The organism is Bifidobacterium parmae (genome assembly GCF_002860365.1).
GTDB classification, from domain to species: domain Bacteria; phylum Actinomycetota; class Actinomycetes; order Actinomycetales; family Bifidobacteriaceae; genus Bifidobacterium; species Bifidobacterium parmae.
Window position 1 is genome coordinate 138,506 of the sequence record NZ_NMWT01000025.1, and the last position, 24,746, is coordinate 163,251.

24 protein-coding genes and 1 rRNA gene are annotated in these 24,746 nt (G+C 62.4%); 22 read left to right on the forward strand and 3 right to left on the reverse strand.

Translation table 11 applies throughout. The annotated features are described in order from the left end of the window. Nucleotides 1-117: 117 nt before the first annotated feature. From casA to Uis4E_RS08710, 10 genes are all read left to right on the forward strand, one after another. Nucleotides 118-1,818, forward strand: coding sequence for a type I-E CRISPR-associated protein Cse1/CasA (gene casA / locus Uis4E_RS08665; RefSeq protein WP_101622769.1), 1,701 nt, complete (start codon nt 118-120; stop codon nt 1,816-1,818). Continuing rightward, the gene (gene casB / locus Uis4E_RS08670; RefSeq protein ID WP_243394490.1) at nt 1,815-2,459 is read left to right on the forward strand and encodes a type I-E CRISPR-associated protein Cse2/CasB; all 645 of its coding nucleotides are present in this window, start codon (nt 1,815-1,817) and stop codon (nt 2,457-2,459) included. The genes casA and casB overlap by 4 nt, the downstream gene beginning before the upstream one ends. Nucleotides 2,460-2,525: 66 nt before the next feature. Then, nucleotides 2,526-3,662 (forward strand): type I-E CRISPR-associated protein Cas7/Cse4/CasC, encoded by a 1,137-nt coding sequence (gene cas7e / locus Uis4E_RS08675; RefSeq protein ID WP_101622771.1) that lies wholly within the window; start codon nt 2,526-2,528, stop codon nt 3,660-3,662. A gap of 2 nt (nt 3,663-3,664) precedes the next feature. After that, entirely contained in the window at nt 3,665-4,426 is a 762-nt protein-coding gene (gene cas5e / locus Uis4E_RS08680) for a type I-E CRISPR-associated protein Cas5/CasD (protein WP_101622803.1), read from the forward strand. A gap of 11 nt (nt 4,427-4,437) precedes the next feature. Next, nucleotides 4,438-5,142 carry a type I-E CRISPR-associated protein Cas6/Cse3/CasE gene (gene cas6e / locus Uis4E_RS08685; protein WP_101622772.1) on the forward strand — a complete coding sequence of 235 codons (705 nt, stop codon included), beginning with the start codon at nt 4,438-4,440 and terminating at the stop codon, nt 5,140-5,142. Beyond that, nucleotides 5,139-6,110, forward strand: a complete 972-nt coding sequence (gene cas1e / locus Uis4E_RS08690; RefSeq protein ID WP_101622773.1) for a type I-E CRISPR-associated endonuclease Cas1e — start codon at nt 5,139-5,141, stop codon at nt 6,108-6,110. The genes cas6e and cas1e overlap by 4 nt, the downstream gene beginning before the upstream one ends. A gap of 21 nt (nt 6,111-6,131) precedes the next feature. Further along, nucleotides 6,132-6,485, forward strand: coding sequence for a type I-E CRISPR-associated endoribonuclease Cas2e (gene cas2e / locus Uis4E_RS08695; protein WP_101622774.1), 354 nt, complete (start codon nt 6,132-6,134; stop codon nt 6,483-6,485). Between the two features lie 75 nt (nt 6,486-6,560). Beyond that, nucleotides 6,561-7,037, forward strand: coding sequence for a DUF2975 domain-containing protein (locus tag Uis4E_RS08700; protein ID WP_101622775.1), 477 nt, complete (start codon nt 6,561-6,563; stop codon nt 7,035-7,037). A 145-nt stretch (nt 7,038-7,182) separates the two neighbouring features. Further along, nucleotides 7,183-8,433, forward strand: a complete 1,251-nt coding sequence (glgA, locus tag Uis4E_RS08705) for a glycogen synthase (RefSeq protein WP_101622776.1) — start codon at nt 7,183-7,185, stop codon at nt 8,431-8,433. A 139-nt stretch (nt 8,434-8,572) separates the two neighbouring features. Then, nucleotides 8,573-9,424 carry an ABC transporter ATP-binding protein gene (locus Uis4E_RS08710; RefSeq protein WP_101622777.1) on the forward strand — a complete coding sequence of 284 codons (852 nt, stop codon included), beginning with the start codon at nt 8,573-8,575 and terminating at the stop codon, nt 9,422-9,424. Here Uis4E_RS08710 and Uis4E_RS08715 read toward each other — a convergent pair. Genes Uis4E_RS08715 through Uis4E_RS08725 form a run of 3 tightly spaced genes read right to left on the reverse strand, consistent with a single transcriptional unit; the run spans nt 9,412 to nt 10,953 of the window. After that, nucleotides 9,412-9,810, reverse strand: a complete 399-nt coding sequence (locus tag Uis4E_RS08715) for a hypothetical protein (protein WP_101622778.1) — start codon at nt 9,808-9,810, stop codon at nt 9,412-9,414. The two genes, Uis4E_RS08710 and Uis4E_RS08715, sit on opposite strands and share 13 nt — an antisense overlap. Further along, entirely contained in the window at nt 9,810-10,304 is a 495-nt protein-coding gene (locus tag Uis4E_RS08720) for an EndoU domain-containing protein (protein WP_101622779.1), read from the reverse strand. The genes Uis4E_RS08715 and Uis4E_RS08720 overlap by 1 nt, the downstream gene beginning before the upstream one ends. Then, complete coding sequence (locus Uis4E_RS08725; RefSeq protein ID WP_101622780.1) at nt 10,291-10,953, reverse strand: DUF4417 domain-containing protein; 663 nt, start codon at nt 10,951-10,953, stop codon at nt 10,291-10,293. The genes Uis4E_RS08720 and Uis4E_RS08725 overlap by 14 nt, the downstream gene beginning before the upstream one ends. A 192-nt stretch (nt 10,954-11,145) precedes the next feature. Here Uis4E_RS08725 and Uis4E_RS08730 point away from each other — a divergent pair, with 192 nt between their 5' ends. From Uis4E_RS08730 to Uis4E_RS08785, 12 genes are all read left to right on the forward strand, one after another. Next, complete coding sequence (locus Uis4E_RS08730; protein ID WP_101622781.1) at nt 11,146-12,132, forward strand: ABC-three component system protein; 987 nt, start codon at nt 11,146-11,148, stop codon at nt 12,130-12,132. Nucleotides 12,133-12,134: 2 nt separating this feature from the next. Continuing rightward, the gene (locus Uis4E_RS08735; RefSeq protein WP_101622782.1) at nt 12,135-12,362 is read left to right on the forward strand and encodes an ABC-three component system middle component 2; all 228 of its coding nucleotides are present in this window, start codon (nt 12,135-12,137) and stop codon (nt 12,360-12,362) included. Continuing rightward, nucleotides 12,302-12,592: an ABC-three component system middle component 2 gene (locus Uis4E_RS08740; protein WP_341476283.1), complete on the forward strand. Its 291-nt coding sequence runs from the start codon at nt 12,302-12,304 to the stop codon at nt 12,590-12,592. The genes Uis4E_RS08735 and Uis4E_RS08740 overlap by 61 nt, the downstream gene beginning before the upstream one ends. After that, nucleotides 12,592-14,460, forward strand: a complete 1,869-nt coding sequence (locus Uis4E_RS08745; protein ID WP_101622784.1) for an ATP-binding protein — start codon at nt 12,592-12,594, stop codon at nt 14,458-14,460. Before Uis4E_RS08740 ends, Uis4E_RS08745 begins: the two co-directional genes overlap by 1 nt. Next, on the forward strand, nt 14,460-15,050 hold the full coding sequence (locus Uis4E_RS08750; protein WP_101622785.1) for a DUF1819 family protein: 591 nt from the start codon (nt 14,460-14,462) through the stop codon (nt 15,048-15,050). The genes Uis4E_RS08745 and Uis4E_RS08750 overlap by 1 nt, the downstream gene beginning before the upstream one ends. Before the next feature lie 359 nt (nt 15,051-15,409). Further along, nucleotides 15,410-16,684 carry an ATP-binding protein gene (locus Uis4E_RS08755; RefSeq protein ID WP_101622786.1) on the forward strand — a complete coding sequence of 425 codons (1,275 nt, stop codon included), beginning with the start codon at nt 15,410-15,412 and terminating at the stop codon, nt 16,682-16,684. Nucleotides 16,685-16,860: 176 nt separating this feature from the next. After that, the gene (locus tag Uis4E_RS08760; RefSeq protein ID WP_243394494.1) at nt 16,861-17,337 is read left to right on the forward strand and encodes a BREX system Lon protease-like protein BrxL; all 477 of its coding nucleotides are present in this window, start codon (nt 16,861-16,863) and stop codon (nt 17,335-17,337) included. A gap of 71 nt (nt 17,338-17,408) precedes the next feature. Continuing rightward, nucleotides 17,409-17,855 (forward strand): MIT C-terminal domain-containing protein, encoded by a 447-nt coding sequence (locus Uis4E_RS08765; protein WP_165784928.1) that lies wholly within the window; start codon nt 17,409-17,411, stop codon nt 17,853-17,855. Nucleotides 17,856-18,084: 229 nt separating this feature from the next. Beyond that, on the forward strand, nt 18,085-21,027 hold the full coding sequence (gene leuS / locus Uis4E_RS08770; RefSeq protein ID WP_101622789.1) for a leucine--tRNA ligase: 2,943 nt from the start codon (nt 18,085-18,087) through the stop codon (nt 21,025-21,027). A gap of 168 nt (nt 21,028-21,195) precedes the next feature. Beyond that, the gene (locus tag Uis4E_RS08775; RefSeq protein WP_101622790.1) at nt 21,196-21,966 is read left to right on the forward strand and encodes a ComEA family DNA-binding protein; all 771 of its coding nucleotides are present in this window, start codon (nt 21,196-21,198) and stop codon (nt 21,964-21,966) included. Then, nucleotides 21,966-23,777 (forward strand): ComEC/Rec2 family competence protein, encoded by a 1,812-nt coding sequence (locus tag Uis4E_RS08780; protein WP_101622791.1) that lies wholly within the window; start codon nt 21,966-21,968, stop codon nt 23,775-23,777. Before Uis4E_RS08775 ends, Uis4E_RS08780 begins: the two co-directional genes overlap by 1 nt. A gap of 545 nt (nt 23,778-24,322) precedes the next feature. After that, nucleotides 24,323-24,746: ribosomal RNA gene (locus Uis4E_RS08785) — 16S ribosomal RNA — on the forward strand; the annotation flags it as partial.

Here is a 24,746-nt window from a genome sequence, read left to right on the forward strand (position 1 = left end):
CTACATTATCTCGCTCTTTCACGTTGACTTGTGCGTGAGGATGAATTACCCTTAAATATGTCGCAGCCAGCCCGAGGAGTCGTCATCGAAGACGGCGGGAAGGATCGGTGGAATACCATGACCGGCGATTCTCATGTAAGAGGCTTCAACCTTCTTGATGAGCCTTGGATGCCGTGTGTGTTTGCGGATGGCGGTATCAGGGAACTCTCCATACGTGACGTTTTCCGTGATGCCCCGCGTATCCGTTCGATCTCCGGCGATCTCCCGCAGCAGACCGTGCCGCTGGAACGCCTGTTGCTGGCGATGCTGTATTGCGCGTACTGCGATCCGGAAGCCGGTCGTGGGCGGATGAGGGACCTATGGAGAGGATTGTGGGAAGACGGGGCATTCGATATGAATCCTCTCGAAGACTACTTCAGTGAGTTCCATGACCGGTTCTACCTGCTGGATCCGGAGCGTCCCTTCTATCAGGTTCCCGGATTGACATACGGCGGCAAGAAGGAGCATGACCCCATCGGCGAGATGATCGCGGACGTGCCGAAACCGGACAAGTTCCTGTTCTCCATGCGGTCGTCCGAATCATTGGAGTCCATCGATCTCGCCCAAGCGGCCCGTTGCCTCGTGTTCCTGCAGGCGTACGACACCGCCGGCATCAAGACGCCGGTGGTCGGCAACACGCATGTCAACAAAGGGAAAGTATACGCGCCCAAAGGCATGGCGGGCACCGGATGGCTGGGTGTCCTGGGGCCGGTGACGGTCGAGGGAGACAATCTGTTCCGAACGCTGATGCTGAACTGGTGCCTGTATGATGCCGGGAACGCTTCGGTGAGGATGTTCGGCAACGAGGATGATGTGCCTCCATGGGAGTTCGAGGAGTCGTCGGGCCCCGATATTACGGTGCGCACATCCTTCACCGGCCCGGTGGACGCGCTGACCTTCCAGTCCCGGCGGCTGCGGTTGGTGCCGAATGAGGACGGCAGCCGCATCATCGGCATCGTGAACTGCTATGGCGACGTCATCGCGCCATACAACACCGACGAATGCGAGAAGATGACGGCTTGGCGTCTCAGTGTGCCGCAGCAGAAGAAACTCGGCCTGTCCTCCCCGCCGCTCATGCCGGTCACCCATGATGCAGGCAAGGCGCTTTGGCGTGGTCTGGCCCCTATGGTCGCGGTGGGCGAATCGGATCTGCGTCCCGGCGTCGTCCGATGGGTCGAGGAGCTGCAACGCGAAGGTTGCCTGGACGTCGGAGCCCACCTGCTGTCGGTGTTCTCCATCCGTGCCCAGGGCATGACCTACGGCACCCAGAGCAGTGTGTACGAGACCGGGATCGATGACGTACTGCAGCTGCCGTTGGCCTTCGCCCGCAAGGATTACGCGGCCATCGGCGCCGCCGTGCATGTCATCGGCAAGACACGTGAAGCCGTGGATGTCATGCTGACGAACTACGTGCATAATCTGCGGTCGGCAGCCGGGAACCGTATGGCCGGCGGACGGTCGCAAGCGGCTTCGGAACGTGTCAGGAAAGACGCCTATGCGCGTCTCGACGGATTGTTCCGCGATCGACTGGCCGGCTTCACCCCGGACAAAGACTATGAAACCTACCGTGACGAATGGCTCGACGACGTGCATCGCATGCTGCTCGCCATCGGAAGCGATTATCTGTCCGACAGCAGCGTATTGGCGTTCGACGAGCACGACACGGGTCGTATGGGCATGATGACCGCCGCTCGCGCGCGGTCGCTGTTCCTGGGCGGACTGAACAAGACCTTGGGCAGACTGTCCGCGAATGCCGCGGCGGACAAGAAAGGAGCATGACGATGAGACGATACTTCTCCCGTGACGTGGCGGGAAAACTAGGGTACTTCGTCAATCGCAGGATCTTCAAACTCCAGAACGAGTACACCAAGCGGGACGGAGGAACGCCGGAATCCCGTGCCGCGCTCGCCAGACTGCGCCGTGACCTCGATGGGGGAGCGCCGGCATGGATGACGGTCGGTTCGGATCTGTTCGAAGGCTGGGGGCGATCGTTGCCTTCCGGAGAGGAGGATCCCGCCGCGGTCCGCGCGGCGAGGGCTGCGATGGAACTGTATGCGTGCCATCAGCAGTCCAGACGTCATGGGGTCGCGCAGGACGCGAAGGATGCCGACAAGATCCGCATGACCTTCGGCCGCGCATGTCGCCTCATCGATCCCGACATGGAACATGCGAAAGGCGTCCGCCGCCGTCTTTCCGCCGCCGAAGCGGCACCGGACTTCAACGGCGTGGTGCGCAGCGTGCGTGCGCTGATCATGCTGATGCGGTCGGCCGGCGACGGGACGATCACACTCGATTACCGCTCCCTGGCCCAGGACCTCTATCAGATCCAATTCCCGGAAGCCTGCAGCGAGGTGTTCCAGCGTTGGAGCATGGACTACTACTCCGGCACCGGTGCGACGACGCAGCGCCACGACGCCTGAATCGTCGATCGAAGCTCTCCGAAACCCAACGACAACCGAACGAAAACACTCGAAGGAAGGACCACCATGTACATCGACCTGTACGACCTGCAGAACGTGCCGCCGAGCAACATCAACCGCGACGACACCGGCAGCCCGAAGACCGCCCATTACGGCGGCACGCTGCGCTCGCGAGTCTCCTCGCAGGCATGGAAGCGCGCCATACGCGAAATGTTCAAGGACCTGCTGGATTCCAGCCGGCTCGGCGTGCGCACCAAGGGCGCGGTCTCTCTGATCCGCGACGCGATCGTCGCCAAGAGGCCCGATCTCGCCGATGACGCGGAGTCATTGGCGCAATACGCGCTGAAGGCGACCGGCGTCGACGTCAAGGAATCGGATCGTGCCGGCAAGGACAAAGGCACTTTGTCCACCGAATATCTGATCTTCATCGCGTACCGTGAGATCGAGCGGCTGGCCGACGTGGCGATCGGATGGCATGATTCCGGAACCGATGTATCGGGCAAACCGTCCGCCGCGATGAAGAAGGAGGTCGGAGCGGTGTTCCATGGCGTCCAGGCCGTCGACATCGCCCTGTTCGGCCGTATGCTCGCCGACGCCCCCGACCTCAACACCGACGCCTCTGCGCAGGTCGCCCACGCGATCTCCGTGGACACGATCACCCCCGAATACGATTACTTCACCGCCGTCGACGACTGCGCTTCGGACGACAACGCCGGCGCCGCCATGATCGACACCGTCGGATTCAACTCGTCCACGCTGTACCGGTACGCGACGTTGGACGTCGACTCGCTGTACGAGCAGCTGCGGGACGTGACGGCCACCGTCGAAGGCGCGGCGGCGTTCGTCGAGGCGTTCATCCGCTCCATGCCGACCGGCAAGCAGAACTCCTTCGCCAACCGCACGTTGCCGGGGACATGTGTGGTGGCGCTGCGGGACACCCAGCCGATCAACGTCGTGGACGCATTCGAGGACCCCGTCCGAGGCGAGGCCGGATCGTCGATCTCCCGTCAGGCCGCCGTGCGACTCGGCCGCAAGCTCAAGCTCGTTCAGGACGCCTACGGCGAGCAGCCGCTGCAGGCGTGGAACATCACCACGGACGAGCCGGTCGCCGAACTTGACGAGGTGAGCGCGCACGTGACGTTCCCCGCTTTGCGATCCGAACTGAAGGAAGCCCTGACGCAGGCGCTGTCCGGTCGGGAGTGACCATGAGCGTATTGCTGTTGCAGCTCGCGGGGCCATTGCAGTCCTGGGGCGATTCATCACGGTTCGTGCGCAGGGAGACCCGCACCGAGCCGACGAAAAGCGGGGTGATCGGACTGCTGGCCTGCGCGCAGGGACGTGTCCGCGAGGATCCGATCGAGGATCTGCTGGGCCTGTCGTTCGGCGTCCGCGTCGAACAACGCGGACGCATCATAACGGATTTCCAGACGGAGAAATCGTTGACCAGGAAACGCAATTCCCGCGAATACGAGAAGACCATGCCGTTGACCTACCGGTACTATCTGGCCGATGCGCGGTTCCTGGTCGCATTGGGGGCGGAGCGATCCGTGCTCGAAGCGCTCGACCAGGCGCTGCGGTCGCCCCGATGGCCGCTGTATCTGGGCCGGCGGTCCTGCCCACCCGCGTTCCCCGTCGCCTTGGGCATCCACGATGAGTATGACGATGTCCGTCAGGCGCTGGAACGGGAGCCGTGGCGTGCCTCGGCATGGTACCGACGCCGATACCCGGACCAGACGTTGGAGATCGTGTGCGACGCGTCCGAGGACGAACCGTCCGCGACGCAGGCGGATCTGCCGGTGACGTTCAGCCAGACGGATCGGCGGTACGCGGGACGGGCGGTCCATCGCTACCGGATCGACAATCCCGGAACCGGGGGAGGGGCGCATGGGACGGCGACCCGGGGGACGTCCTCCGCCCCGCCGACCTTCGACGTCACCGGTGCCGACGACCCCATGAACTTCGCATAGGAGCCACCATCATGTTCATTTCACGTGTGCCATTGAACATGGCCAGAGAATGTGCAAGACAGCTGATCGCATCGCCGTACCGCACCCATGCCGCGGTGGAGAGCGCATTCCCTCCCGATGCGGTCCGCGACGACGAGGAAGGCCGCATCCTGTGGCGGTTGGACAATCTGGCGCAGGACCATAGCATCTGGCTGTACGTGGTCAGTCCGGAGGCCCCCGATCTCACCCATATCGTCGAACAGGCCGGATGGCCGATGCACGTGCAGTGGGAAAGCAAGGACTACACGCCGTTGCTGTCGCGCATCGCGGTCGGGCAGCACTGGCGGTTCCGTCTGCGGGCGAATCCGGTGCGCAGGGCCCGCGTCGACAAAGGCCGCAAGCCCAAGGCGAACGGTGAAGGCATCGTCGGCAAACTCCAGGGCCATGTCACCGTCGGCCAGCAGCGCGACTGGCTGATCTCCCGTGCACAGGCGCATGGCTTCGCCATTCTTCCCGATGACAACGGCGACCCCTCGGTGATCGTCAGCCAGCGGCACCGGGAACGGTTCACGCGCGAAGGCCGCACGGTGACCCTGACCACCGCGGTGTTCGACGGCAGGCTCGTGGTGACCGACGCCGACCTGTTCCGTCATGCGCTCTGCCACGGCATCGGCCGGGCGAAGGGGTTCGGATGCGGCCTGCTGACCGTGGCTCCCATCCGGGAGCCGGAGGCATGAGCGCCGGGCGGCGGGTCCCCGGCACTCCGCCTCCCGAACTCGGCGAACTCGTGCGAGCCGAAGACCGTCTCTCGTTCGCATACTTCGAACACTGCGTGATCAACCGGGCGGACAACGCCATCACCGTCACCGATGAGACGGGGACGATGCACGTCCCCGCGGCGACGCTGAGCGTGCTGATGTTGGGACCGGGGGCATCGGTCACCCACCAGGCGATGACGGTGATCGGGGAGAACGGCGCCACCGTGATCTGGGTGGGGGAGCGCGGCGTGCGCATGTACGCGTTCGGCAAGCCCCTGACCCATTCGTCCGCGCTGCTGCAGCGGCAGGCACGAATGGTGTCGAACACGAGATCGAGGCTTGCGGTGGCGCGGAGGATGTACCAGATGCGCTTCCCCGACGAGGACGTCAGCCGGCTGACCATGCAGCAGCTGCGTGGGCGCGAAGGGGCGCGCGTCCGCCGCGTATACCGCGAATGTTCGGCGCGCACCGGTGTGGCATGGGACAAGCGGACGTACGACCATGACGACTTCGAAGCGGGCAACGAGATCAACAAGGCCCTCTCCGCGGCGCACACCTGCCTGTACGGATTGGCCCATGCGGCGATCGTCGCGCTCGGATGCTCCCCCGGACTGGGATTCGTGCACGTCGGTCACGAACGGTCGTTCGTCTACGACGTCGCGGACCTGTACAAGGCGGAACTGTCCATTCCGGTCGCGTTCGAAACGGCCGCGGCGCAGCCGGACGACATCGGCTCCGTCACGCGCCGGCGGATGCGGGACGCCGTCTACGATCTGTCGATCATGAAACGCATGGTGCGCGACATCCGCGGTCTGCTCACGGAAGGATCTCCCGTCGATGACGAGACCGGAGAAGACCATGTGGGACTTTGGGACGGCAAGGACGGCGAAGTGGCCGCCGGCGTCTCCTACGGGGCCGATGAGTTCACGGACGATGACGAATGGTGACACCGCGAGGAGGCGGTCGCAATGGTCGTAATAGTGTTGACGGCGTGCCCCACGGGGCTGCGCGGGGATCTGACACGATGGTTGCTGGAGATATCCGCCGGCGTATTCGTCGGGCACGTGAGCGCGAAGGTGCGCGACCGCCTTTGGGAACGGATCGTCGACCTGATCCGTGATGGCCGCGCGATCATGGTGTATTCCGCCCGCAACGAGCAGCACTTCGCCTTCCGCGTGCATCGCGCCGATTGGGTTCCAGAGGACTGCGACGGGCTGGAACTTATCAAACGTCCCGCGAATCGGAGGCAGGCCGAAAGCGGTTCGCGACGGACCGGATGGAGCAATGCCAGCAAATGGAGGGCCGCACGAAAATACGGCTGAGAACCGCGAGGAACGGATAAGATGGCGTAAAGTATCATGCAGCCGTCAATGAAGTGCTATGAAGGAGCAGCAACAATGCCGAATCGAGCGGAACGTCGCGCCAAGGCCAAAGCCGACCGCAGGGGCAGGGGAGTGCCCTCCCAGTATGATTCCACGCGCGGCCGCGGCCGGTCGGGCATGATCGACGAATACCAGCTGCAGGAGCGTTCCCGCAGACTGCAGGAGGGCGAGGGCCTGGGGCCGTGGAAGCCGAGCGGCGGCTCCATCGCCGAGACCGACACCACGATGACCACCAACCCGAACTACCGTAACCCGAAGGCGTTCAAGGCGCCGCATTCGGTGCGCCAGTGGTTCCGCGTGGGCAGTTGGACGCTCATCGCCCTCGCCATCATCGCGTTCTTCGTGGTCATGTGGCTGCCGAGCGCCGTGCGTCCCATGTGGCTGATCATCACCGTGTCCGCCGTGTTCATCGTCGGCGTGGTGAGCCTGTTCTTCACCGCCGGGGACTCGAAGCACAATCCGAACCTCGACGAGAACGGCACCGCCGTCTGACCCGGCGGGCGGCCGGGGAGACGCCGCGGCGACGGAACCATGAACACACGCGAAACGCACGACGGAAGTCGTGCGTTTTCCGTATGTCGTGCCGTAAAGTTGGATGTGCTTGAGTTTTCCGGATGGAAAGAGAGGTAGCAGACCAATGAAGGTTGACATTCTGACCCGCGAATACCCGCCGCACGTCTACGGCGGTGCCGGCGTGCATGCCGAGGAGCTGTCCAAGGTGCTCGCCGAGCGCGTGGACGTGACCGTGCGCGCGTTCGACGGCCCCCGCGCCGAAGCGGACATCCCCGCCATCCCGAACGCCGCCGAGGCGAAGGGCTCCCTCAAGGTCGTCGGCTACGATGTGCCCGCCGAACTGAAGGACGCGAACCCCGCGCTGAAGACCTTCGGCGTCGACCTGCAGATCGCGAACGACGTGGACGCCGACATCGTGCATGCGCACACCTGGTACGCCTGCCTCGCCGGCTACACGGCGAAGATGCTGCACGGCACGCCGCTCGTCATCACCGCGCATTCGCTCGAACCGTTCCGCCCGTGGAAGCGCGAACAGCTCGGCGGCGGCTACAACCTGAGCTCCTGGGCCGAGAAGGACGCCTACGAGCACGCCGACCGCGTCATCGCCGTCTCCGGCGGCATGCGCGAGGACATCCTCACCGCGTACCCGAACCTCGACCCGGACAAGGTCGTCGTCGTGTACAACGGCATCACCATGTCCGACTTCGCCACTCCGGCGGACGACGATCCGGGCTGGAAGGTGTTCGACCGCTACCACATCGACCGCAGCAAGCCGACCCTGCTGTTCGTCGGCCGCATCACCCGCCAGAAGGGCCTGCCGTACCTGCTCAAGGCGCTGCACTTCGTCGATCCGGGCATCCAGGTCGTGCTGTGCGCCGGCGCGCCCGACACCCCGGAGATCATGGAGGAGGTCAAGAACTCCTTCGCCGAGCTCGACGAGAAGCGCGGCAACATCATCTGGATCGAGGAGATGCTGCCGAAGAACGAGCTCTCCGCGCTGGAGCACGGCTGCGACGCGTTCATCTGCCCGTCCATCTACGAGCCGCTCGGCATCGTCAACCTCGAGGCCATGGCCTGCGGCCTGCCAGTCGTCGCCTCCGCCACCGGCGGCATCCCCGAGGTCGTCGTCGACGGCGAGACCGGCTACCTCGTGCCGATCGACCAGCTGCGCGACGGCACCGGCACCCCCACTAATCCGGACAAGTTCGTGCACGACATGGCCGACGCGATCAACAAGGTCATGTCCGACCCGGAGCTCGCGAAGAAGATGGGCGAGGCCGGCTACGCGCGCGCCCGTGACGTGTTCAGCTGGGAGTCCATCGCCGACGCCACCGTCAAGGTCTACGAGGACGTCCTCGCCGAACAGAACAAGTAAACCATCAACAGCCTCCCTCCGATGAGGGAGGCGGCACGCGAAGCGTGACGGAGGGAGAGACCGCGGCGTCCGACGAGAACCCGCGTCTCTCCCTCAGTTTTCCATTTCCTATTCACTCCCATTCATCGAGGAGATCAGCATGGCCGACAACGTCGTACTCCAACTCGAAAACGTCGAATTCCGCCGCAACCGCCGCGTCATCATCACCGACGTGAACCTGACGATCCGCGCGGGGGAGCGGTGGGTGCTGTTCGGACCGAATGGCATCGGCAAATCCACGGCCGTCGGCATGCTCGCCACGCGCACGTTCCCGTCCGAAGGCCGCGTGTTCATCCTCGGCCACCAGCTCGGCAAATACGACGTGTTCAAACTGCGTACGCGCATCGGCCTCGCCTCCGCCGACCTGGGCCGGCAGTTCCCCGAATTCGAGGATCCGCTCGACGCGGTCGTCACCGGCCTGAGCGCCGTGACCGGCCGCTGGCGCGACACGTACACCGAGGCCGAATACGAGCGCGCCCGCGGCCTGCTGCGCGACTTCCGCGTGAGCTACCTCGAAGGCAAGGAGATGTGGAGGCTCTCGGAGGGCGAACGCACGCGCGTACTCATCGCGAGGGCGCTCATGGGCGACCCGGAACTGCTCATCATGGACGAGCCGACCACCGGTCTCGACCTGGGCGGCCGCGAACAGGTGATGCGCACGCTGAGCCGCATCGGCGAGGAGAACTCCGACCGTGCGGTCGTGCTCGTCACGCACCGTCTGGAGGAGATCCCCGCCGGATTCGACCACATCGCCATCATGGGCAGGAAGCCGATCCCCGCCGAGGACGCCACCGAGGACGGCGTCGACTCGATGGGCAACCCCGGCGCCGGCACCATCGTCTACACGGGCCCGCTCGAGCAGGGCCTGACCGACGAACGCCTCTCCGGCCTGTTCGGCATGCCCATCGAAGTCGAACACTCCCACAACCGCTGGGCCGCCTACGCGGTGTGACGAAGCCGTTCGACTTCTTCTGCGGTGGGTCGCCACATGACGAGTCGTTGCGCTTCCGCCATGTCGTTCAGCATGTCGATATCCGAATCGAGATTCCTATCAAGAAGGAAGTGCTTATTCTCTTCCGGATGAAGAGCAATAGCCGTTCGGTATGCCTTGATAAGGGGAGCGCTTTGTGTCTCCCAGATCAGCGGTTCCATGACCTCACTGATTGCCGACAATTCATTGTCCGTGCAATCATGCAGCAGGAATCGAATGGTACCGGGGACATCCTCAGCCAGTGCATCGGTCAGGTTCTTCCAGCATTGTTCGATGCGGTCGTCCCATTCGTTATCGGTTGCGTTACGTTTTGCGATGATTCGCCGTACTTTGTCGACGTCGAACATCAGTGGCTCCTTTTCTTCCGTTTTGGTTTCTTCGGCTGATTGATGTCAGGGAAAATGGTGGCGACTTGGCCGTGGGTCTTTTTCACGCCGACGCGTACGCCTTTCCAGATTCCCCACATGGTGATGCCATCACGTGTTCCTCGATTGCGCTTCAGCTGGCTGATGTGCTCTCCTGCCTTGACGATGTCACGAGTCGTCCAATTCTTGGGAAACCAAGCCTGTCCTATGCCTGTGCGCTTTGCACGGGAACGATGTTCGGGCACATATCCGACCCGGACGCCATTGGGATAGGTTTTGACGATATGATACTCGATGCCGTTTCGCTCCAGAATCTTGATGTTGTTCTGTCCATGGCCGCCGCTGCGGAATTTCTGGATTTTCCCGGTACGTGGATTCTTGGTGAAGTTGCCGTCGATGGAGTGGATGAGCGCCTGATGGTGCACGCGGTTGCTGCCATGCGACGTGTAATACTGACCACTGTCACCTCGTCCCATTGGAATCCTCCTTCAGCTCCTTCATCATGCGGGTCCAGCACGGGTATGCCTTGAATGCGGTGGTCGAGCGGTATTCGGCAACGAACTCCTCCGGCATCGCTCCATTGAAGATCACTCGTGTCGGTTCGAGAATCTGCATCATGCGGTCAAAGCCCCTGCGGAAAACGAGCTGCTCGTCAAGCTTGTTCATGATGCCGACGGTGCTTACGGACACGATGCTGTGGTGAGGGGCGCCTTTGAAACAGAAGCCGTAGGTGTCTTTATCCGCCCAACACACATCGGTGATGGTGGGGATGCCGTTACGTTGCATGTAACTTCCGACCGCGCGGCTGCGATACACATTCGCCATTTGTACTGGCTTGGGCGCATCGCGGTAGACACTGAAGTCCGGCGTGATTACTCCATCATATTGCAGTAACGTGCCGAGGCGTTGCGGCAGATGTGAGATGAAGGGGCGGAACCTCACATCGGCAAGATAGAAGTGCACGAACCCGTGCTTGTCGTTCCCCTTGCCCAGTTTGTCAATCGGAATCAGTTGCGAGGGGAACGGCACGGTCTCCGGCAATGGTTCGATGACCGGGAAACCGTCATCGAATGTTGCGCCGTCCACCAGCCACGGGGCGAATCCGTCGTCGATGGTTGTCTTCATCGTTGTTCTCCTTTCGGCGATAGCTGTATGTCCCCGTGTCGGTGAACACGGGACACGGAACGTTTTGCCGTACAATCGGATGAGTTGCTGCACAGCTCCGTTCTGCTGGTTCCCAGCCTCGCAAAGCGTGTGGTGACGGATTGACGCGAATTGATGCAAATTGATACGTGGGTATCAGGAAGGTCATCGACGATGGCGGATGTGTCCTTCAAACAGATCATGGACAAGTTGCGTCCATCCCTGCAAGGACAACAGAATCTGGGTATGTTCACCGCCCAACTTATCGATATGGGACTTATGGACAGCGGAGACGACGATCAAGGCCAAACGGCATTGGACATTGTGAAGGCCTCTACTTGGAGAATGTATGCGAACGGTACCCGGAAGATGTCCAGGAAAGTAGCCTGCGAACTTGTCGGACGATGGGATCAGTTCCAATTCGCCGAACGTGTTAAAGAAGCCTACGGCGAGGACGTCCTCATCGATTTGGCCACCGCATTACGACCATTTGATACTCGGATTGGCAAAGGTAATGTAGCTCGGATGCTGGCAGCGCTCTTGTATAGGGTGTTTGCGACGATTTCCGGATTCAAAGATCAGGTGTCTTCGCTCGAGTCTTCGCCTGAGCATCCGTCACCGGTGCTTCGGAAAGTGGAAAGTACCGGCGCGCTCTATTATGACGAAGCGACGAATCGTATCCATCTCGGCGATGATTTCAGGTCCGCCGCCGAGAAGGCGGACGCCATTCCGGCTGATATCCAGCAGAACGAGCTTGTGTATGTGAAAGCGTTGATTCATGCGTATTGCGAGAAATCCGACCTGCACGGGCGGGAACCCGAAACATCCGATATTCCGGATAAGTACAAAGATCATTTCGTAGAGCAGCGTAAGGCGTTCTTCAGCGCCGAATGGCTGAAGGAAACCTCATGGGATTGCACCGATCAGGGGGAACCTGCGTTTCGGCAGTTTCTGGAGGAGATTCGACAGGGGGTCCGGGAAGTGAATCTTGACGATTATCCGACACAAGTCAAACGAATGTTCATGACCTTAACGCAATCGACCAACGTGCAGTTGAATGGCATCGCGCTCAACCGAATCGAAGGGCTGATTGATATCTGGTGCAGGAAAGGAGCCTGCCATGAACTGGTCTCTGAAGGACTGCTCGGCTGGGAGGGGTGACGATGACGTACAGGACGGTGCTTGACACCCCGTATGAGACGGGCTTGCGCATGCTGCTGCTGTTACGTGCCGTGAACGGGAACGTCACCTGCGACCGTCTGGCGGCGTTGGACACCCTGACCGTCAATGCCGGGACTTTAGGCGTGGGGGAGCGGGATATCTCAACGGTGTGCATCGACTGGCCGCCGGAGAGATCGGGCGCAGAATCACGCTCGCGGATGAAGCGTTGAAGGATCTGGTAATGCGCGGTCTGGTCTCCTATGTTCCGCAGGATGGGGGTCTCTATGCGCTCACTGGTGATGGGCGTCGAGTCGCCAATGCGATGACCAACGTGTACGCCAAACGGTTCGCGGTCATGGCGAAGAAAGTGGTCAGTCGGTTCGGGGTCGCCACGGATGATCAGCTCATAGCCGTCATCACGAATCGGATGGTCGCATCGGTAGCGAAGGAGAGTGATTGATGGGTTCCACGTTCACAATTACGTCCATCACAGTCGGTGGGCATCCCGAACGACGCGATTCAACCGTCTCATTCCGGCGGGGACTGAACGTCATATGCGGCCCTTCGAATTCCGGCAAATCGTGGGTGCTGCACTGCATCGACTACATGTTCGGTTCCAAGGCCGGGGATTTCTCGTTGACGGCTTCCGACGGATACACACACGTCATCATGACGGTGGATACCGGTGAAGGAACACTCACCCTTCGCCGTCCCATCGGCATCGGCCATAATGATGTCACGGTGGACAGCAGCGATTCGCGGGTCCAATCGGGGACATACAAATGCGGGAATGCTTCGGCGAATAGTTTGCCGCTCTCCCATGTGTGGCTGAAGCTCATCGGTTTCGATGATCCAGAACGATTCAACATCATCAGGAACAAGGATTATCTCGGTGGAGCACTGACCTGGCGTATATTCGCGCATGCGCTCTATGCCGATGAGACTTCCATCAGCAAAAGCGAGCCGATTCTGCTTCCACCGCAGAAAACCGGTGATACGGCGTTCAAGTCCGCGCTGGCGACGTTGATCGCCGGACGGAGCTTCTCCGACATATCATGCGAGGAGCCGCCGGCAATGAAACGGCGGAACAACAATGCGGTCATCGCGTATCTGGAGACGCGGCCGGAAGCTATCCGCTCCCGTATGGATTTCATTGATAGGACACTGGATACTGGCGATTCCGAACCTCTTCGTGAGGAGTTTGATGCTCTGGACGGAGAGATTGTCGGGATGCAGGAGTCGTTGCGGAAAGCCACGGCCGATGGACGGCGCATCATGTCCTGTCTGCATGAGGCCCGGGATCATATCGCAGAGGCGGACATGCTCAGACGGCGATACGAGGAACTCGCGTCGTCGTATAACGCGCGTCTGCAACGCTTTGATTTTGTTGTGGAGGGCCTCGAGCTGACGGACCGGTATCCGCGTCCTATGATTTGTCCGGTCTGCAATCAGGTGCTTCCCGACGATGAGCAAACGGAAATCATCCATCCCAGTAAGGAGGAGCGTGACCTATTGCAGGCGAAGCTCGCCGGTCTTATGCAGACCATGGATGAACTGGATGCGGAACGGGAACGATATGTCAAACGCGAGCGTGAGCTTGTCGGCAGATCGAAGTCCGTCGATGACGTGATAAGGAGGCTGCTGTCGCGCCTGGATGAGCTGAAAGGCAAGGTGGACGACCATAACGCGGTCATCTCCATGCGCGGTGAGAGGCAACGGCTTGAAGCCGAGCTTGATGAGGTACGAGGCGAGATCGAACGACGGAAGACCATGACGTTCCCCAAGGGAGACTTCGACGCGTTCGAGCATTACCCATCGGATTTCTGGGATGTGATGAGTGGGATTCTGCTGGACACGTTGGGTGCGTGCGGTTTCCCACGCCTTAAAGATGCGAGATTAAGCCGTGAACTATTCGACGTCGTCGTCAACGGGAAGGAGAAGAAGAGGGAGGGCAAGGGTTACCGATCCTTCGTGAACACCGTGCTATTGCTGTCATTGCACGACTATTTCGCGTCGGCGCATGCAACGTATGATCCGGGAATCCTCATGATCGACACCCCGTTGCTGGGTTTGGACGATCCGCAGCAGGACCCGGAACTCAAGGAGATGCGTGAGACCATCCCCGCAGCCTTGTACGATTATCTGGCGTCCAAGAATGAGGTCGGACAGCTGTTCATCGTGGACAACACGAAATTCATGCCCGATCTTGACGGTCTGGAAGGCCGGTGCAACATCGTCCGCTTCACCAAACGGACGAACGATGGCCGATATGGGTTCCTTTTGGACGCGACCGATGACGATTTCAAGGATGGGAGCGAGGAGGGCTGATGCCGGGGGCGTACGGTAGCGAGATCATGCGGGAGGGGCAACGGTATCGTCTCTCGTTCACGGTGGGAGGGCTGCTCGCCCCGCAGGGGCGTATCTTCGCCGCGTTGTTTGTAGCCGACGGAGGTTTCTCCGGTGATCTCCCCGACGATTCCCATGTACGGGAATCCGAACTGGGGGAGCGCGTCGAACGGGTCCGGCGACAAGCCGTCGACGGGAACGTCCTCGCTATCCGCACTCATGCGGCGAATGTCCGCATGGTTCGGGAGGTGCTCAAGCGTCTGAGCGCGCTCACCGAAAGGGAACTGCGGTATCTGGCCGCCGCCGGGACGCCGATGGATGATTGCCGTGCGCTGATGTGGGTGGCGATGTGCCGCTACTACGCCATCGTGGGCGAGTTCGCCGACGAGGTGCTGCGTGACCGGTATCTCATGGGCATGCGGACCGTGACACGTGGGGACTACGACCGGTTCATCCTCGCCAAGGCCATGTGGCATCCGGAACTGGAGGAGCTCAGCCCCGCCACCGCGGGCAAGCTCCGTTCGAACGTGTTCAAGGCGATGGGTGAGGCAGGATTGGTTGTGTCTGTTTAATAGAAAGTGGGCCGTGCGCAAGGGGGGGTGCCGGATACCTATCCGGCAATGCCGGATAGTGGTGAGGGGCGCCGGATACTGGTGGAATAATGCCGGATACTGCTCAATCGGTGCGGGATACTACTCGGCCAGTGCAGGATACTGTTTCCACAGTGCGCGATACTTCAACCGGAGTGCGCGATATGTTCGCGATACTTCGCCGGTCCATGTCGAGTATGGTTGACACAAACCGGCGAAACCCATTGAAGTGTCGTCCATACTCGACGCATACGGGAGTTTTGGCATACTGTGTCGAGTATAATCGACACAGAAGCGATACATCTCTGGAAACGTCGACTATGAAAGACGGTGATGCCAGTATGGCGAAGACGTTATATGACCGTCCGCAATATCAGGCCCTGCTTGAACGGTACCGGGACGTCGACCAGATCAAGGTGCTGCGTGGCGTGCGCCGCTGCGGCAAATCCGCGATCCTGACCATGTACATGCGTCACCTCGTCGCCGAAGGCGTCCCTTCGGAGAACATCTTCTACAAGCGGTTCGACGAGTTCGGCATGCCGGCCGTGCAGACGGCAGACGATCTCACCCGGCAACTCGGCGAGGCGATGGAGGCTGCCGACCGTCATGCCACGTTCTACGTGTTCCTCGACGAGATCCAGGAAGTCCCCGGTTGGGAGCATGTGGTCCGAGGGCTTCACACCAAGGACGGCGTGGACGTCACCATCACCGGATCCAACGCCCACTTCCTCTCATCCGATCTGGCCACGCTGCTCGCAGGACGGTACATCCCGATCGACGTGTATCCGTTGTCGTTCCGGGAATACCTGTCATTCCGTCAGTCCTCGGGCGCTCCGGACGCCAGCGTGGACGAGGCGTTCGCCACGTACCTGCGTTTCGGCGGCATGCCGGGACTGTTCTCCCTGAAGGAACAGGACGAGGAGGACGTCACCCGTGAGCTTTCGGCCGTATTCGACACGGTCATCCTCAACGACGTGGCCAAGAGACTCGGCATCCGCGACCTGCCGATGCTTGAACGGCTCGTCGCCTACCTGTTCTCCACATCCGGGAACCTGTTCTCGACGCGCAAAGTGACCGGAGCGCTCAGAAGCGCCGGCTACCGCGTCTCGCAGGACACCATCGAGAACTACATCGACGCCCTCGAACGCGCCTACATCCTCAACGGGCTGTGCCAGAGCGGACTCAAAGGCAAGGAACTGCTCAACCCGTTGCGCAAGTTCTACCCGGTTGACACCGGTCTGCGTAACCTGGCCACCAACTTCTCCGTCGAGGACCTTGGATTCCAGCTGGAGGACGTCGTCGCCAACGAGCTCTTGCGTCGCGGCAACCAAGTGTCGATCGGCGCCGTGCCGATGGAGTCGTCGGGAACCTCGGAAATCGACTTCGTCGCCGTCAACCATCAGCATCGCGCCTACTACCAGGTCACGCAAAGCCTCATCGACGAACACGTGTTCGAACGGGAGATTGCGCCGCTGCGAGCCGTAGGCGACTCCTTCCCCAAGTTCATCCTCACCTACGACCACGCACGAGGCGGCATCACCTCCGACGGCATCCATATCGTCTCCATACCGGATTGGCTGCAGGCCGGTGGTTCACAGGAAAGGGAACTCGCATGAGCAGTGGCACGCAGATTGGACGAATGCTGGCGGCTCGGTTCGCGGCATACGACGGCACGACGACCGGCGCCGGACGCATCGTGTTCTAGCGCGGCGAGCACGACGAGCACGGCGAGTTCGCAGACCAACTCGACGGCATCGCAGGTTCCAAAGCGGCCGACGACGCGCTGCGCGACGTGGACTACGCGTCGAAGTACGAGAAGTACTTCGCGCTCTCGCCCACGCTTTCCACGCGAGACAAGGACGGCGTGCGCAAGACGTTCTCTGGGCTCATGAAGCTCATCTACCCGTCCGGCGAGGCGACGATGGAGGAGATGGAGCCGCTGCTGCGCTGCGCCATCGAAGGACGCAAACGCGTCAAGGACCAGCTGTGCCGCATCGACTCCACCATGGCTGAAGTCGACTTCTCCTATATGCGCGTCGGCTCTCCCGACCCGATCGCCGTACACGCGGTGGAGGAGGACGACTATCCGGACCTGTACTGGCGGGGGAGGAGCGTCCCGCCGGGAGCGCCGGAAACGATGAGATTCCGGAAGAGGAGACGGCAATGGCCGGGGCAGCCCCTTCGGCCAAACCCGAAACGCAACCCGCAACGTCCTCCGGGAACGGCGGTTCGGGCGATTCCGTCGAAAAGACGCCGGCAGCCAAACTGATGAATCCGATCGAGCGCGCTGCAGCCGCGGCCAAACCGGATCATCTTGAGTTCGCCGAGGGGCGTGCGGGAGTGACGTACAACAGGCTCTTCGGGCCGTATGTGGCAGGCGCCTCCCGGATCACCGTCAAGGACCCGTACATCCGCAAGACCCATCAGATACGCAATTTCGTCGAATTCCTCGAAACCGTGTTCACCTACACGGATCGGGCCGATGAGGTGCATGTGCATCTTATCATCGCGTCGGACGCCGAGGCCATGGACAGGCAGCTTGAGGATTTCAAACAAGTGCAGAACATGTTCGGCCAGCTGGGAATCGTGTTCACCTACGAATTCAGCGATACCGGTCACGACCGTTCCATCGTCGCCGATACCGGATGGCGGGTGATACTCGGCCGCGGACTCGACATCTACCAGTACTACGACGGCAACCGTCTCAACCCGCAGGTCCGTCTGCAGAAGCTGCGGAAGGTCAAGGAATTCGAGGTCACATACGTGAAAAAGGATGAGGCCGACTAGCTCTTTCATGCCGGGTACCGGCGGAATGCGCCGTTTCGCGGTCGTGCGGCACGAATACCTGCCGGTTGACGCGATTCCGGGGTATTCCGTGGTTGCCCGGCGTATTCCCGTGCCGTACAGCCGCGGAAACCGGGCGTATGCGGTTACGCGGCGGAACACGGACCTCCGACTGTCCAGAGAAGCCGCCTCCGGCCGCCGATTGGGCTCCCCGCGTGTATTATCGTGCGGTATGAGTGAGACCGAACCGAAGTTCCGTTACAACGCCGCTCTGGCGCAGGACATCGAAAACAAATGGCAGAAGAAGTGGGATGAGGAGGGCACCTTCTGGGCCGCCAACGTCTCCGGCGACCTGAAGGACGGCAAGGGCCGCAACGCCGAGGGGCGCCCCTCCTACTTCGCGATGGACATGTTCCCCTACCCGTCCGGCAAGGGCCTGCACGTGGGCCACCCGCTCGGCTACCTCGCCTCCGACGTGGTGTCCCGCTACCACCGCATGAAGGGCGAGAACGTGCTGCACGCCATGGGCTACGACGCCTTCGGCCTGCCCGCCGAGCAGTACGCCGTCCAGACCGGCCAGCACCCGCGCATCACCACCGAGCAGAACATCGCGAACATGTCGCGCCAGCTGCACCGCATGGGCCTGAGCTTCGACGACCGCCGCACCTTCGCGACCATCGACCCCGGCTACGTGCGCTGGACCCAGTGGATCTTCTCGCGCATCTACGACTCCTGGTACGACGAGGACGCCACGAACCCGTCCGGCACGAAGGGCTCCGCCCGACCGATTTCCGAACTCGTCGCCAAGTTCGAGAACGGCGAGAAAGCCATCCCCGGCCACGAGACGGACGGCAAGGCGTGGGGCGACCTGACCGAGGCCGAGCAGCAGGACATCCTCAACGACTTCCGCCTCGCCTACATCTCCAAGTCCCCGGTGAACTGGTGCCCGGGCCTGGGCACCGTGCTCGCCAACGAGGAGGTCACCGCCGAAGGCAAGTCCGAACGCGGCAACTTCCCCGTCTTCCAGCGTGAGCTGCGCCAGTGGTCGATGCGCATCACCAAGTACGGCCACCGCCTCATCGAGGATCTCGACGGCATCGACTGGCCGGAGAAGGTCAAGCTCATGCAGCGCAACTGGATCGGCGAAAGCCACGGCGCCTCCGTGCACTTCGCGGTCGAGACCCCGAACGGCACGCGCGACATGGAGATCTACACCACGCGTCCGGACACCCTGTTCGGCACCACGTTCGCCGTCGTCTCCCCGGAGCACCACCTGCTCGAGGACGTGCCCGCCGAATGGCCGGCCGAAACCCCCGAGGATTGGAAGGGCGGCTACGCCACCCCGGTCGAAGCCGTGAAGGCGTACCGTCTCGCCGCCGAATCGAAGACCGCGAAGGACCGCGTCGACGAGGCCGGCGAGAAGACCGGCCTGTTCACCGGCCTGTACGCCGTCAACCCGATCACCGGTGCGAAGCTGCCGCTGTTCACCGCCGACTACGTGCTCATGGACTACGGCACCGGCGCCATCATGGCCGTGCCGGGCGGCGACCAGCGCGACTACGATTTCGCCGTCAAGTTCGGCCTGCCGGTCATCTACACCGTCAAGCCGCTGCCGGAATCCGGCGACGACCTCGCCAACTACGAAGGCAAGGCGCCGTTCGTCTCCCACGACGGCATCGTCATCAACTCGACCGTCGAAGCGACCAAGGCGAAGGGCGACGCGCTCTCCCTCGACGGCCTGCGCGTCGACGACGCCATCGCCAAGGTGAACGCGTGGCTGGAATCCGCCGGCGTCGGCAAGGGCACCGTCTCCTACCGTCTGCGCGACTGGCTGTTCTCCCGTCAGCGCTACTGGGGCGAACCGTTCCCGATCGTCTACGGCGAGGATGGCACCCCGCACCTGCTGCCCGACTCCGCGCTGCCCATCAACCTGCCGGACGTGCCCGACTACCAGCCGCGCACCTTCGACCCGATGGACGCCGAATCCAACCCCGAGGCGCCGCTGAGCCGCAACGAGGACTGGGTGAAGGTCGAGCTCGATCTGGGCGACGGCGTGAAGACCTACTACCGCGACACGAACACGATGCCGAACTGGGCCGGCTCCTGCTGGTACTACATGCGCTACATCGACCCGACCGACACGGCCCACATGGTCGAGAAGGACGAGTTTGACTACTGGATGGGCCCGAACCACAACAAGTACTCGGGGCGCGAAGGCGGCGTGGACCTGTACATCGGCGGCGTCGAGCATGCGGTGCTCCACCTGCTGTACTCGCGCTTCTGGCACAAGATCCTCTTCGACCTCGGCTACGTGGATTCCGCCGAGCCGTTCCACAAGCTGTTCAACCAGGGCATGATCCAGGCGTACGCCTACACCGACGACCGCGGCCAGTACGTGCCGGCCGACGAGGTCGTGGAGGGCCCGGCCGACGAGAACGGCGAACCCACGTTCACCTGGAACGGCGAGCACGCGAACCGCGAGTTCGGCAAGATGGGCAAGAGCCTCAAGAACATCATCACCCCGGACTACATGTACGAGAACTACGGCGCGGACACGTTCCGCCTGTACGAGATGAGCATGGGACCGCTCGACGAGTCCCGCCCGTGGAACACGCGCAACGTGGTCGGCGGCATGCGCTTCCTGCAGCGCCTGTGGCGCAACGTGGTCGACGAGACCACCGGCGAGGCGCACGTGAGCGAAGACGCGCCGGATGTGAAGACCCTGAAGCTCCTCAACAACACGATCGCCGAAGTGACCGTGGAGATGGAGAACATGCGTCCGAACACGGCCATCGCGAAGCTCATCGTGCTCAACAACCACCTGACCTCCCTCAAGGCCGTGCCGCGCGCCGCCGTCGAGCCGCTGATCCTCATGCTCGCGCCGATCGCCCCGCACATCTGCGAGGAGATGTGGCAGCGTCTCGGCCACGCCGAGTCCCTATCCGCCGCGCCGTGGCCGGTCGCCGACGACAAGTACGTCGGCCAGGACACGGTCACCGCGGTCGTGCAGATCAAGGGCAAGGTGCGCGCCAAGCTTGAGGTCTCCCCGGACATCGACCCGGCCGAGCTGGAGAAGCTCGCGCTCGAAGCCGTCGCAGTCCGCCTCGGCGGCAAGGAGCCGCGCAAGGTGATCGTCAAGGCCCCGAAGATCGTTTCGATCGTCCCGGCAGAATGATCCGCCTTGTGCCGTCGCTCGTCTCGCGGTCCCGTGTGACGCGTGACGACGTGCGATGACACGCGATAATTAGACACTCGTTGCGGCGAATGTGAAGAATCCTGAGGGCTCTATCCACATTCGCCGGAGCGTTGGACTCGACGCCCATGCCTCATCCACAGTGGAGGCATGGGCGTTCGTCATAGTGGGAATGAAAACGGCCGTATCCGGCACGACGGATACGGCAACATCGACGGCATCGGAAGCGCCGGTGCCGTCGGTTTCGATGATGCCGTCAGGTACACGGAATCCGCCATGCCGCCGGTCCCGTTGCCGCCCGTCACGGACGACGCGCGGCCGGAAGCCGTGCTCGCGGAACTGTCCGGCGTGCGCGGAAGCGACAGGGACGAGCATCTCGCCGACCGTGCCCGCCACGGCAGACCGCGACTGCGGTTCGGCGCCACGCAGGCGTTGGCGATGATCCTCATCATGGTGATGGCCACCTGCGCGAGCCTCACCCTGCTCATCCGGCAGGCCGTGAACTATGCGGCGGTCGAAGCGGCGTCCGGCACGTCCGCCGTCGGCTCGGGCGGCGATGCGTCGAGGAGCGACGGAGGGGGAACATCGTCGAACGGAGCGATGGAGGGTTCCGGAACGACGGAGGATTCCACGTCGGACGGTGCCGTGGGGGAGTCCGGCGGCGGGGCGGCAGCCGATTCCGGCACGGTGCCGGGACAATCGCAGACGCAGCCGCCGCAGCCGGCGGATACCCGCGTCGACCTGAACACCGCCACGCTGGAACAGCTCGACGCCATACCCGGCATCGGTCCGGTGACCGCGCAGAAAATCCTCGATCATCGTGCGGCGATCGGACGGTTCAGCAGCGTCGACCAGCTGCTCGACGTGCCCGGCATCGGCGCGAAGACACTGGAGAAGATCAGACCGGAGGTGAAGGTCTGATGGACGGACGGTTGGAACGCGGCGGTGACGACCGGCGACTGCTGCCCGTCGCCATCGTCCTGTGGACGTCCTGTCTGGCTGCGCATGAGGCGTTCTCCCGATGCATGGCGTTGTTCGCCGGGAGGAACGATTCCGGGGAAGGCGGTTTCGACGGGGAGAACGGTTCGGCGATTCCGGTCATCGTCGTATGCGTCGTGACGATCGCCGTCCTTCTCGTGTGGATCGTGGCGGAACGATGCGCGCGCCGGGGCATCGGCCGTATGCTGATCGTCGTGTGCGTGGGAGCGTTCCTGCTGGGCGTCGTCACGACATGGGCCGCGGAATCAGCCGTATGGTTCGATCCGGCAATGGTCCGCGCACGAGACGGCACTACTCGCGTCACCGCGCGACTGCGCGTCGTCGAACCGGTCGAAACATCGTCCATGCGTGACGTCGACTGTCAGGCGGAGACCCGTCTCGTCGCCATGGATGATGGCGTCGTTTCGACGTGGTCGCATGCGCAGGTGCGGCTTCTTGCGTCGGGTGCCGATTGCGGACGACTGCATCGTGGCGCCGGCTATCAGGTGAGTGGGGAGCTGCGGGAGGCGGAACTCGGCGTGACGCCGCTCTGGCTGACCGTCTCCGGAGCCGATGACGAGACGATGGGCGATACCGGGGCTTCCGGTGCGAAACCGGGCGTGTCGGGCATCGACATGACCGAACGGCAGCCATTGTTCGACCGGTGGCGCGAACGCATGCAGGAATCCTTCTTCCACGCGACCGATGGCCTCGACGATTCCGGACGTATCCTCGTGCCCGGACTCACCATGGGGTTTCTCGGACAGGATCACGTGGGAATTCCGGAATCGAATCCGGCAGGGGATTCGGCAGGGGATTCGACGGCGGGTTCCGCTCCGATCGACGAGACCTATGCGAGCCGACTGGAGGATTGCTTCCGCCGTGCCGGAATCATGCATCTCATGGCCGTGTCCGGCGGACATTTCGTCATCGTCGCCGCACTGATCCGTAGGATCGGCGCCCACCTGCTCATGCCCCGGCAGGCGGTCGCATGCCTGATCGTGGTGTCCACGACGCTGATGGCGGCGCTGATGGCGCCCGGCGACAGCGTCACCCGCGCACTGGCCATGGGATGGTTGTCGGCCGCCGCCTTGTTCGTCGGACGGCGCGCGCAGGCGTTGAGCGCGTTATGCGTCATCGTGATTGTCATGCTGCTGACGAATCCCGCTCTGGCATGGAGTTTCGGATTCGCCCTGTCCTGTGCCGCCGTGCTCGGCATCATCCTGATGGCGCAGCCCATGGCCGATGTCATGGCGTTGCTGCTGCCCGACGCGCTCGCCGACGCGTTGGCCATGACCGTCGCCGCGCAGATGGCGACACTGCCGATCCAGATGCTGATGGAACCGCAGCTGCCGATATGGTCGGTGCCCGCGAACATCCTCGTCACGCCCGTGGTCGCGTTCTCCACGATGACCGGGCTTGCAGGGCTCGCGGTCGCATGGATGAACATGGACGTGGGGCGTCTATGCGCATGGCTGTCCTCATGGGGCACACGGATCATGGAACAGGTGGCGGTGCGGTTGGGGGACGGGAGTCAGGCGACGATTCCATGGATGGAGGGAGTGACGGGTGCGTTGGCGCTTGTCGTCTTGGAAGCGTCGGCGATCGTCGGCATCCGACTGGCGTACCGATGGATCTCACCATCGCCCGGAGCCCACATGCTGCTCGGTGACCCGTTCACCAGCAACCCCCGCAACCGCCTCCGCCTCTGGTGGCAGGACACCCACAGCATGATTCGCAAACTCACTTGGTGATTGTCTGACTCTGTCTGATGCCTCCTCGTCGGTGGGTGTCGTTCCTGGCCTCTTCTGTTGGCGGGGCTCCCGGCGGAGCCGGGGGTGTGCCGGTTTCCTCCCGCTGGCGGGAGGTGGCGCGCGCAGCGCGTCGGAGGGTGGTCGGGTGGTGTGGTTTGGGTGGTGTTTCGGTGGTGTTGCGACACGCCGTGGGAGTGTTGTGTTTCCTGGGGTTTTGTGGGTGTTGTTGTGGGGTGGGTTTGCGTTGTGGTGGGGGTTGGTGTAAGTTAATCACTCGCTGCCGCTGAGAGGTCCGGGTGCTTCCTGTTGGTTGGTTTCCGGGTTGGTTCAGTGTGTGTGGTGGTTTGAGAACTCAAGAGTGTGTTGTACTACTTACTTCTTTATAGTCAATGATTGCCAGTCCGATTCTCGCTTCGGGGTTTTCCTGGAGTCGCCGAGGGGCGTTGAAGAGGGTCGGGGTTTTTGTGCGAACCTCTTTCCTTATTAGAGGTTCCGTCAATTGTTTTTAATGAGAGTCATCTGTCGATGTCTTTCTGCAATGTTTTTTTGTGGAGGGTTCGATTCTGGCTCAGGATGAACGCTGGCGGCGTGCTTAACACATGCAAGTCGAACGGGATCCTGCCAGCTTGCTGGTGGGTGAGAGTGGCGAACGGGTGAGTAATGCGTGACCGACCTGCCCCGTACTCCGGAATAGCTCCTGGAAACGGGTGGTAATGCCGGATGTTCCAGTTGATCGCATGGTTTTCTGGGAAAGGGTCTTACCGGTACGGGATGGGGTCGCGTCCTATCAGCTTGACGGTGCGGTGACGGCGCACCGTGGCTTCGACGGGTAGCCGGCCTGAGAGGGCGACCGGCCACATTGGGACTGAGATACGGCCCAGACTCCTACGGGAGGCAGCAGTGGGGAATATTGCACAATGGGCGCAAGCCTGATGCAGCGACGCCGCGTGCGGGATGACGGCCTTCGGG

What these genes read in the sequence shown, in the direction of transcription:
- casA (WP_101622769.1), top strand. Translation starts at nt 118, where the DNA reads ATGACCGGCGATTCTCATGTAAGAGGCTTCAACCTTCTTGATGAGCCT.
- casB (WP_243394490.1), top strand. Translation starts at nt 1,815, where the DNA reads ATGACGATGAGACGATACTTCTCCCGTGACGTGGCGGGAAAACTAGGG.
- cas7e (WP_101622771.1), top strand. Translation starts at nt 2,526, where the DNA reads ATGTACATCGACCTGTACGACCTGCAGAACGTGCCGCCGAGCAACATC.
- cas5e (WP_101622803.1), top strand. Translation starts at nt 3,665, where the DNA reads ATGAGCGTATTGCTGTTGCAGCTCGCGGGGCCATTGCAGTCCTGGGGC.
- cas6e (WP_101622772.1), top strand. Translation starts at nt 4,438, where the DNA reads ATGTTCATTTCACGTGTGCCATTGAACATGGCCAGAGAATGTGCAAGA.
- cas1e (WP_101622773.1), top strand. Translation starts at nt 5,139, where the DNA reads ATGAGCGCCGGGCGGCGGGTCCCCGGCACTCCGCCTCCCGAACTCGGC.
- cas2e (WP_101622774.1), top strand. Translation starts at nt 6,132, where the DNA reads ATGGTCGTAATAGTGTTGACGGCGTGCCCCACGGGGCTGCGCGGGGAT.
- Uis4E_RS08700 (WP_101622775.1), top strand. Translation starts at nt 6,561, where the DNA reads ATGCCGAATCGAGCGGAACGTCGCGCCAAGGCCAAAGCCGACCGCAGG.
- glgA (WP_101622776.1), top strand. Translation starts at nt 7,183, where the DNA reads ATGAAGGTTGACATTCTGACCCGCGAATACCCGCCGCACGTCTACGGC.
- Uis4E_RS08710 (WP_101622777.1), top strand. Translation starts at nt 8,573, where the DNA reads ATGGCCGACAACGTCGTACTCCAACTCGAAAACGTCGAATTCCGCCGC.
- Uis4E_RS08715 (WP_101622778.1), bottom strand. Translation starts at nt 9,810, where the DNA reads ATGTTCGACGTCGACAAAGTACGGCGAATCATCGCAAAACGTAACGCA.
- Uis4E_RS08720 (WP_101622779.1), bottom strand. Translation starts at nt 10,304, where the DNA reads ATGGGACGAGGTGACAGTGGTCAGTATTACACGTCGCATGGCAGCAAC.
- Uis4E_RS08725 (WP_101622780.1), bottom strand. Translation starts at nt 10,953, where the DNA reads ATGAAGACAACCATCGACGACGGATTCGCCCCGTGGCTGGTGGACGGC.
- Uis4E_RS08730 (WP_101622781.1), top strand. Translation starts at nt 11,146, where the DNA reads ATGGCGGATGTGTCCTTCAAACAGATCATGGACAAGTTGCGTCCATCC.
- Uis4E_RS08735 (WP_101622782.1), top strand. Translation starts at nt 12,135, where the DNA reads ATGACGTACAGGACGGTGCTTGACACCCCGTATGAGACGGGCTTGCGC.
- Uis4E_RS08745 (WP_101622784.1), top strand. Translation starts at nt 12,592, where the DNA reads ATGGGTTCCACGTTCACAATTACGTCCATCACAGTCGGTGGGCATCCC.
- Uis4E_RS08750 (WP_101622785.1), top strand. Translation starts at nt 14,460, where the DNA reads ATGCCGGGGGCGTACGGTAGCGAGATCATGCGGGAGGGGCAACGGTAT.
- Uis4E_RS08755 (WP_101622786.1), top strand. Translation starts at nt 15,410, where the DNA reads ATGGCGAAGACGTTATATGACCGTCCGCAATATCAGGCCCTGCTTGAA.
- leuS (WP_101622789.1), top strand. Translation starts at nt 18,085, where the DNA reads ATGAGTGAGACCGAACCGAAGTTCCGTTACAACGCCGCTCTGGCGCAG.
- Uis4E_RS08775 (WP_101622790.1), top strand. Translation starts at nt 21,196, where the DNA reads ATGGGCGTTCGTCATAGTGGGAATGAAAACGGCCGTATCCGGCACGAC.
- Uis4E_RS08780 (WP_101622791.1), top strand. Translation starts at nt 21,966, where the DNA reads ATGGACGGACGGTTGGAACGCGGCGGTGACGACCGGCGACTGCTGCCC.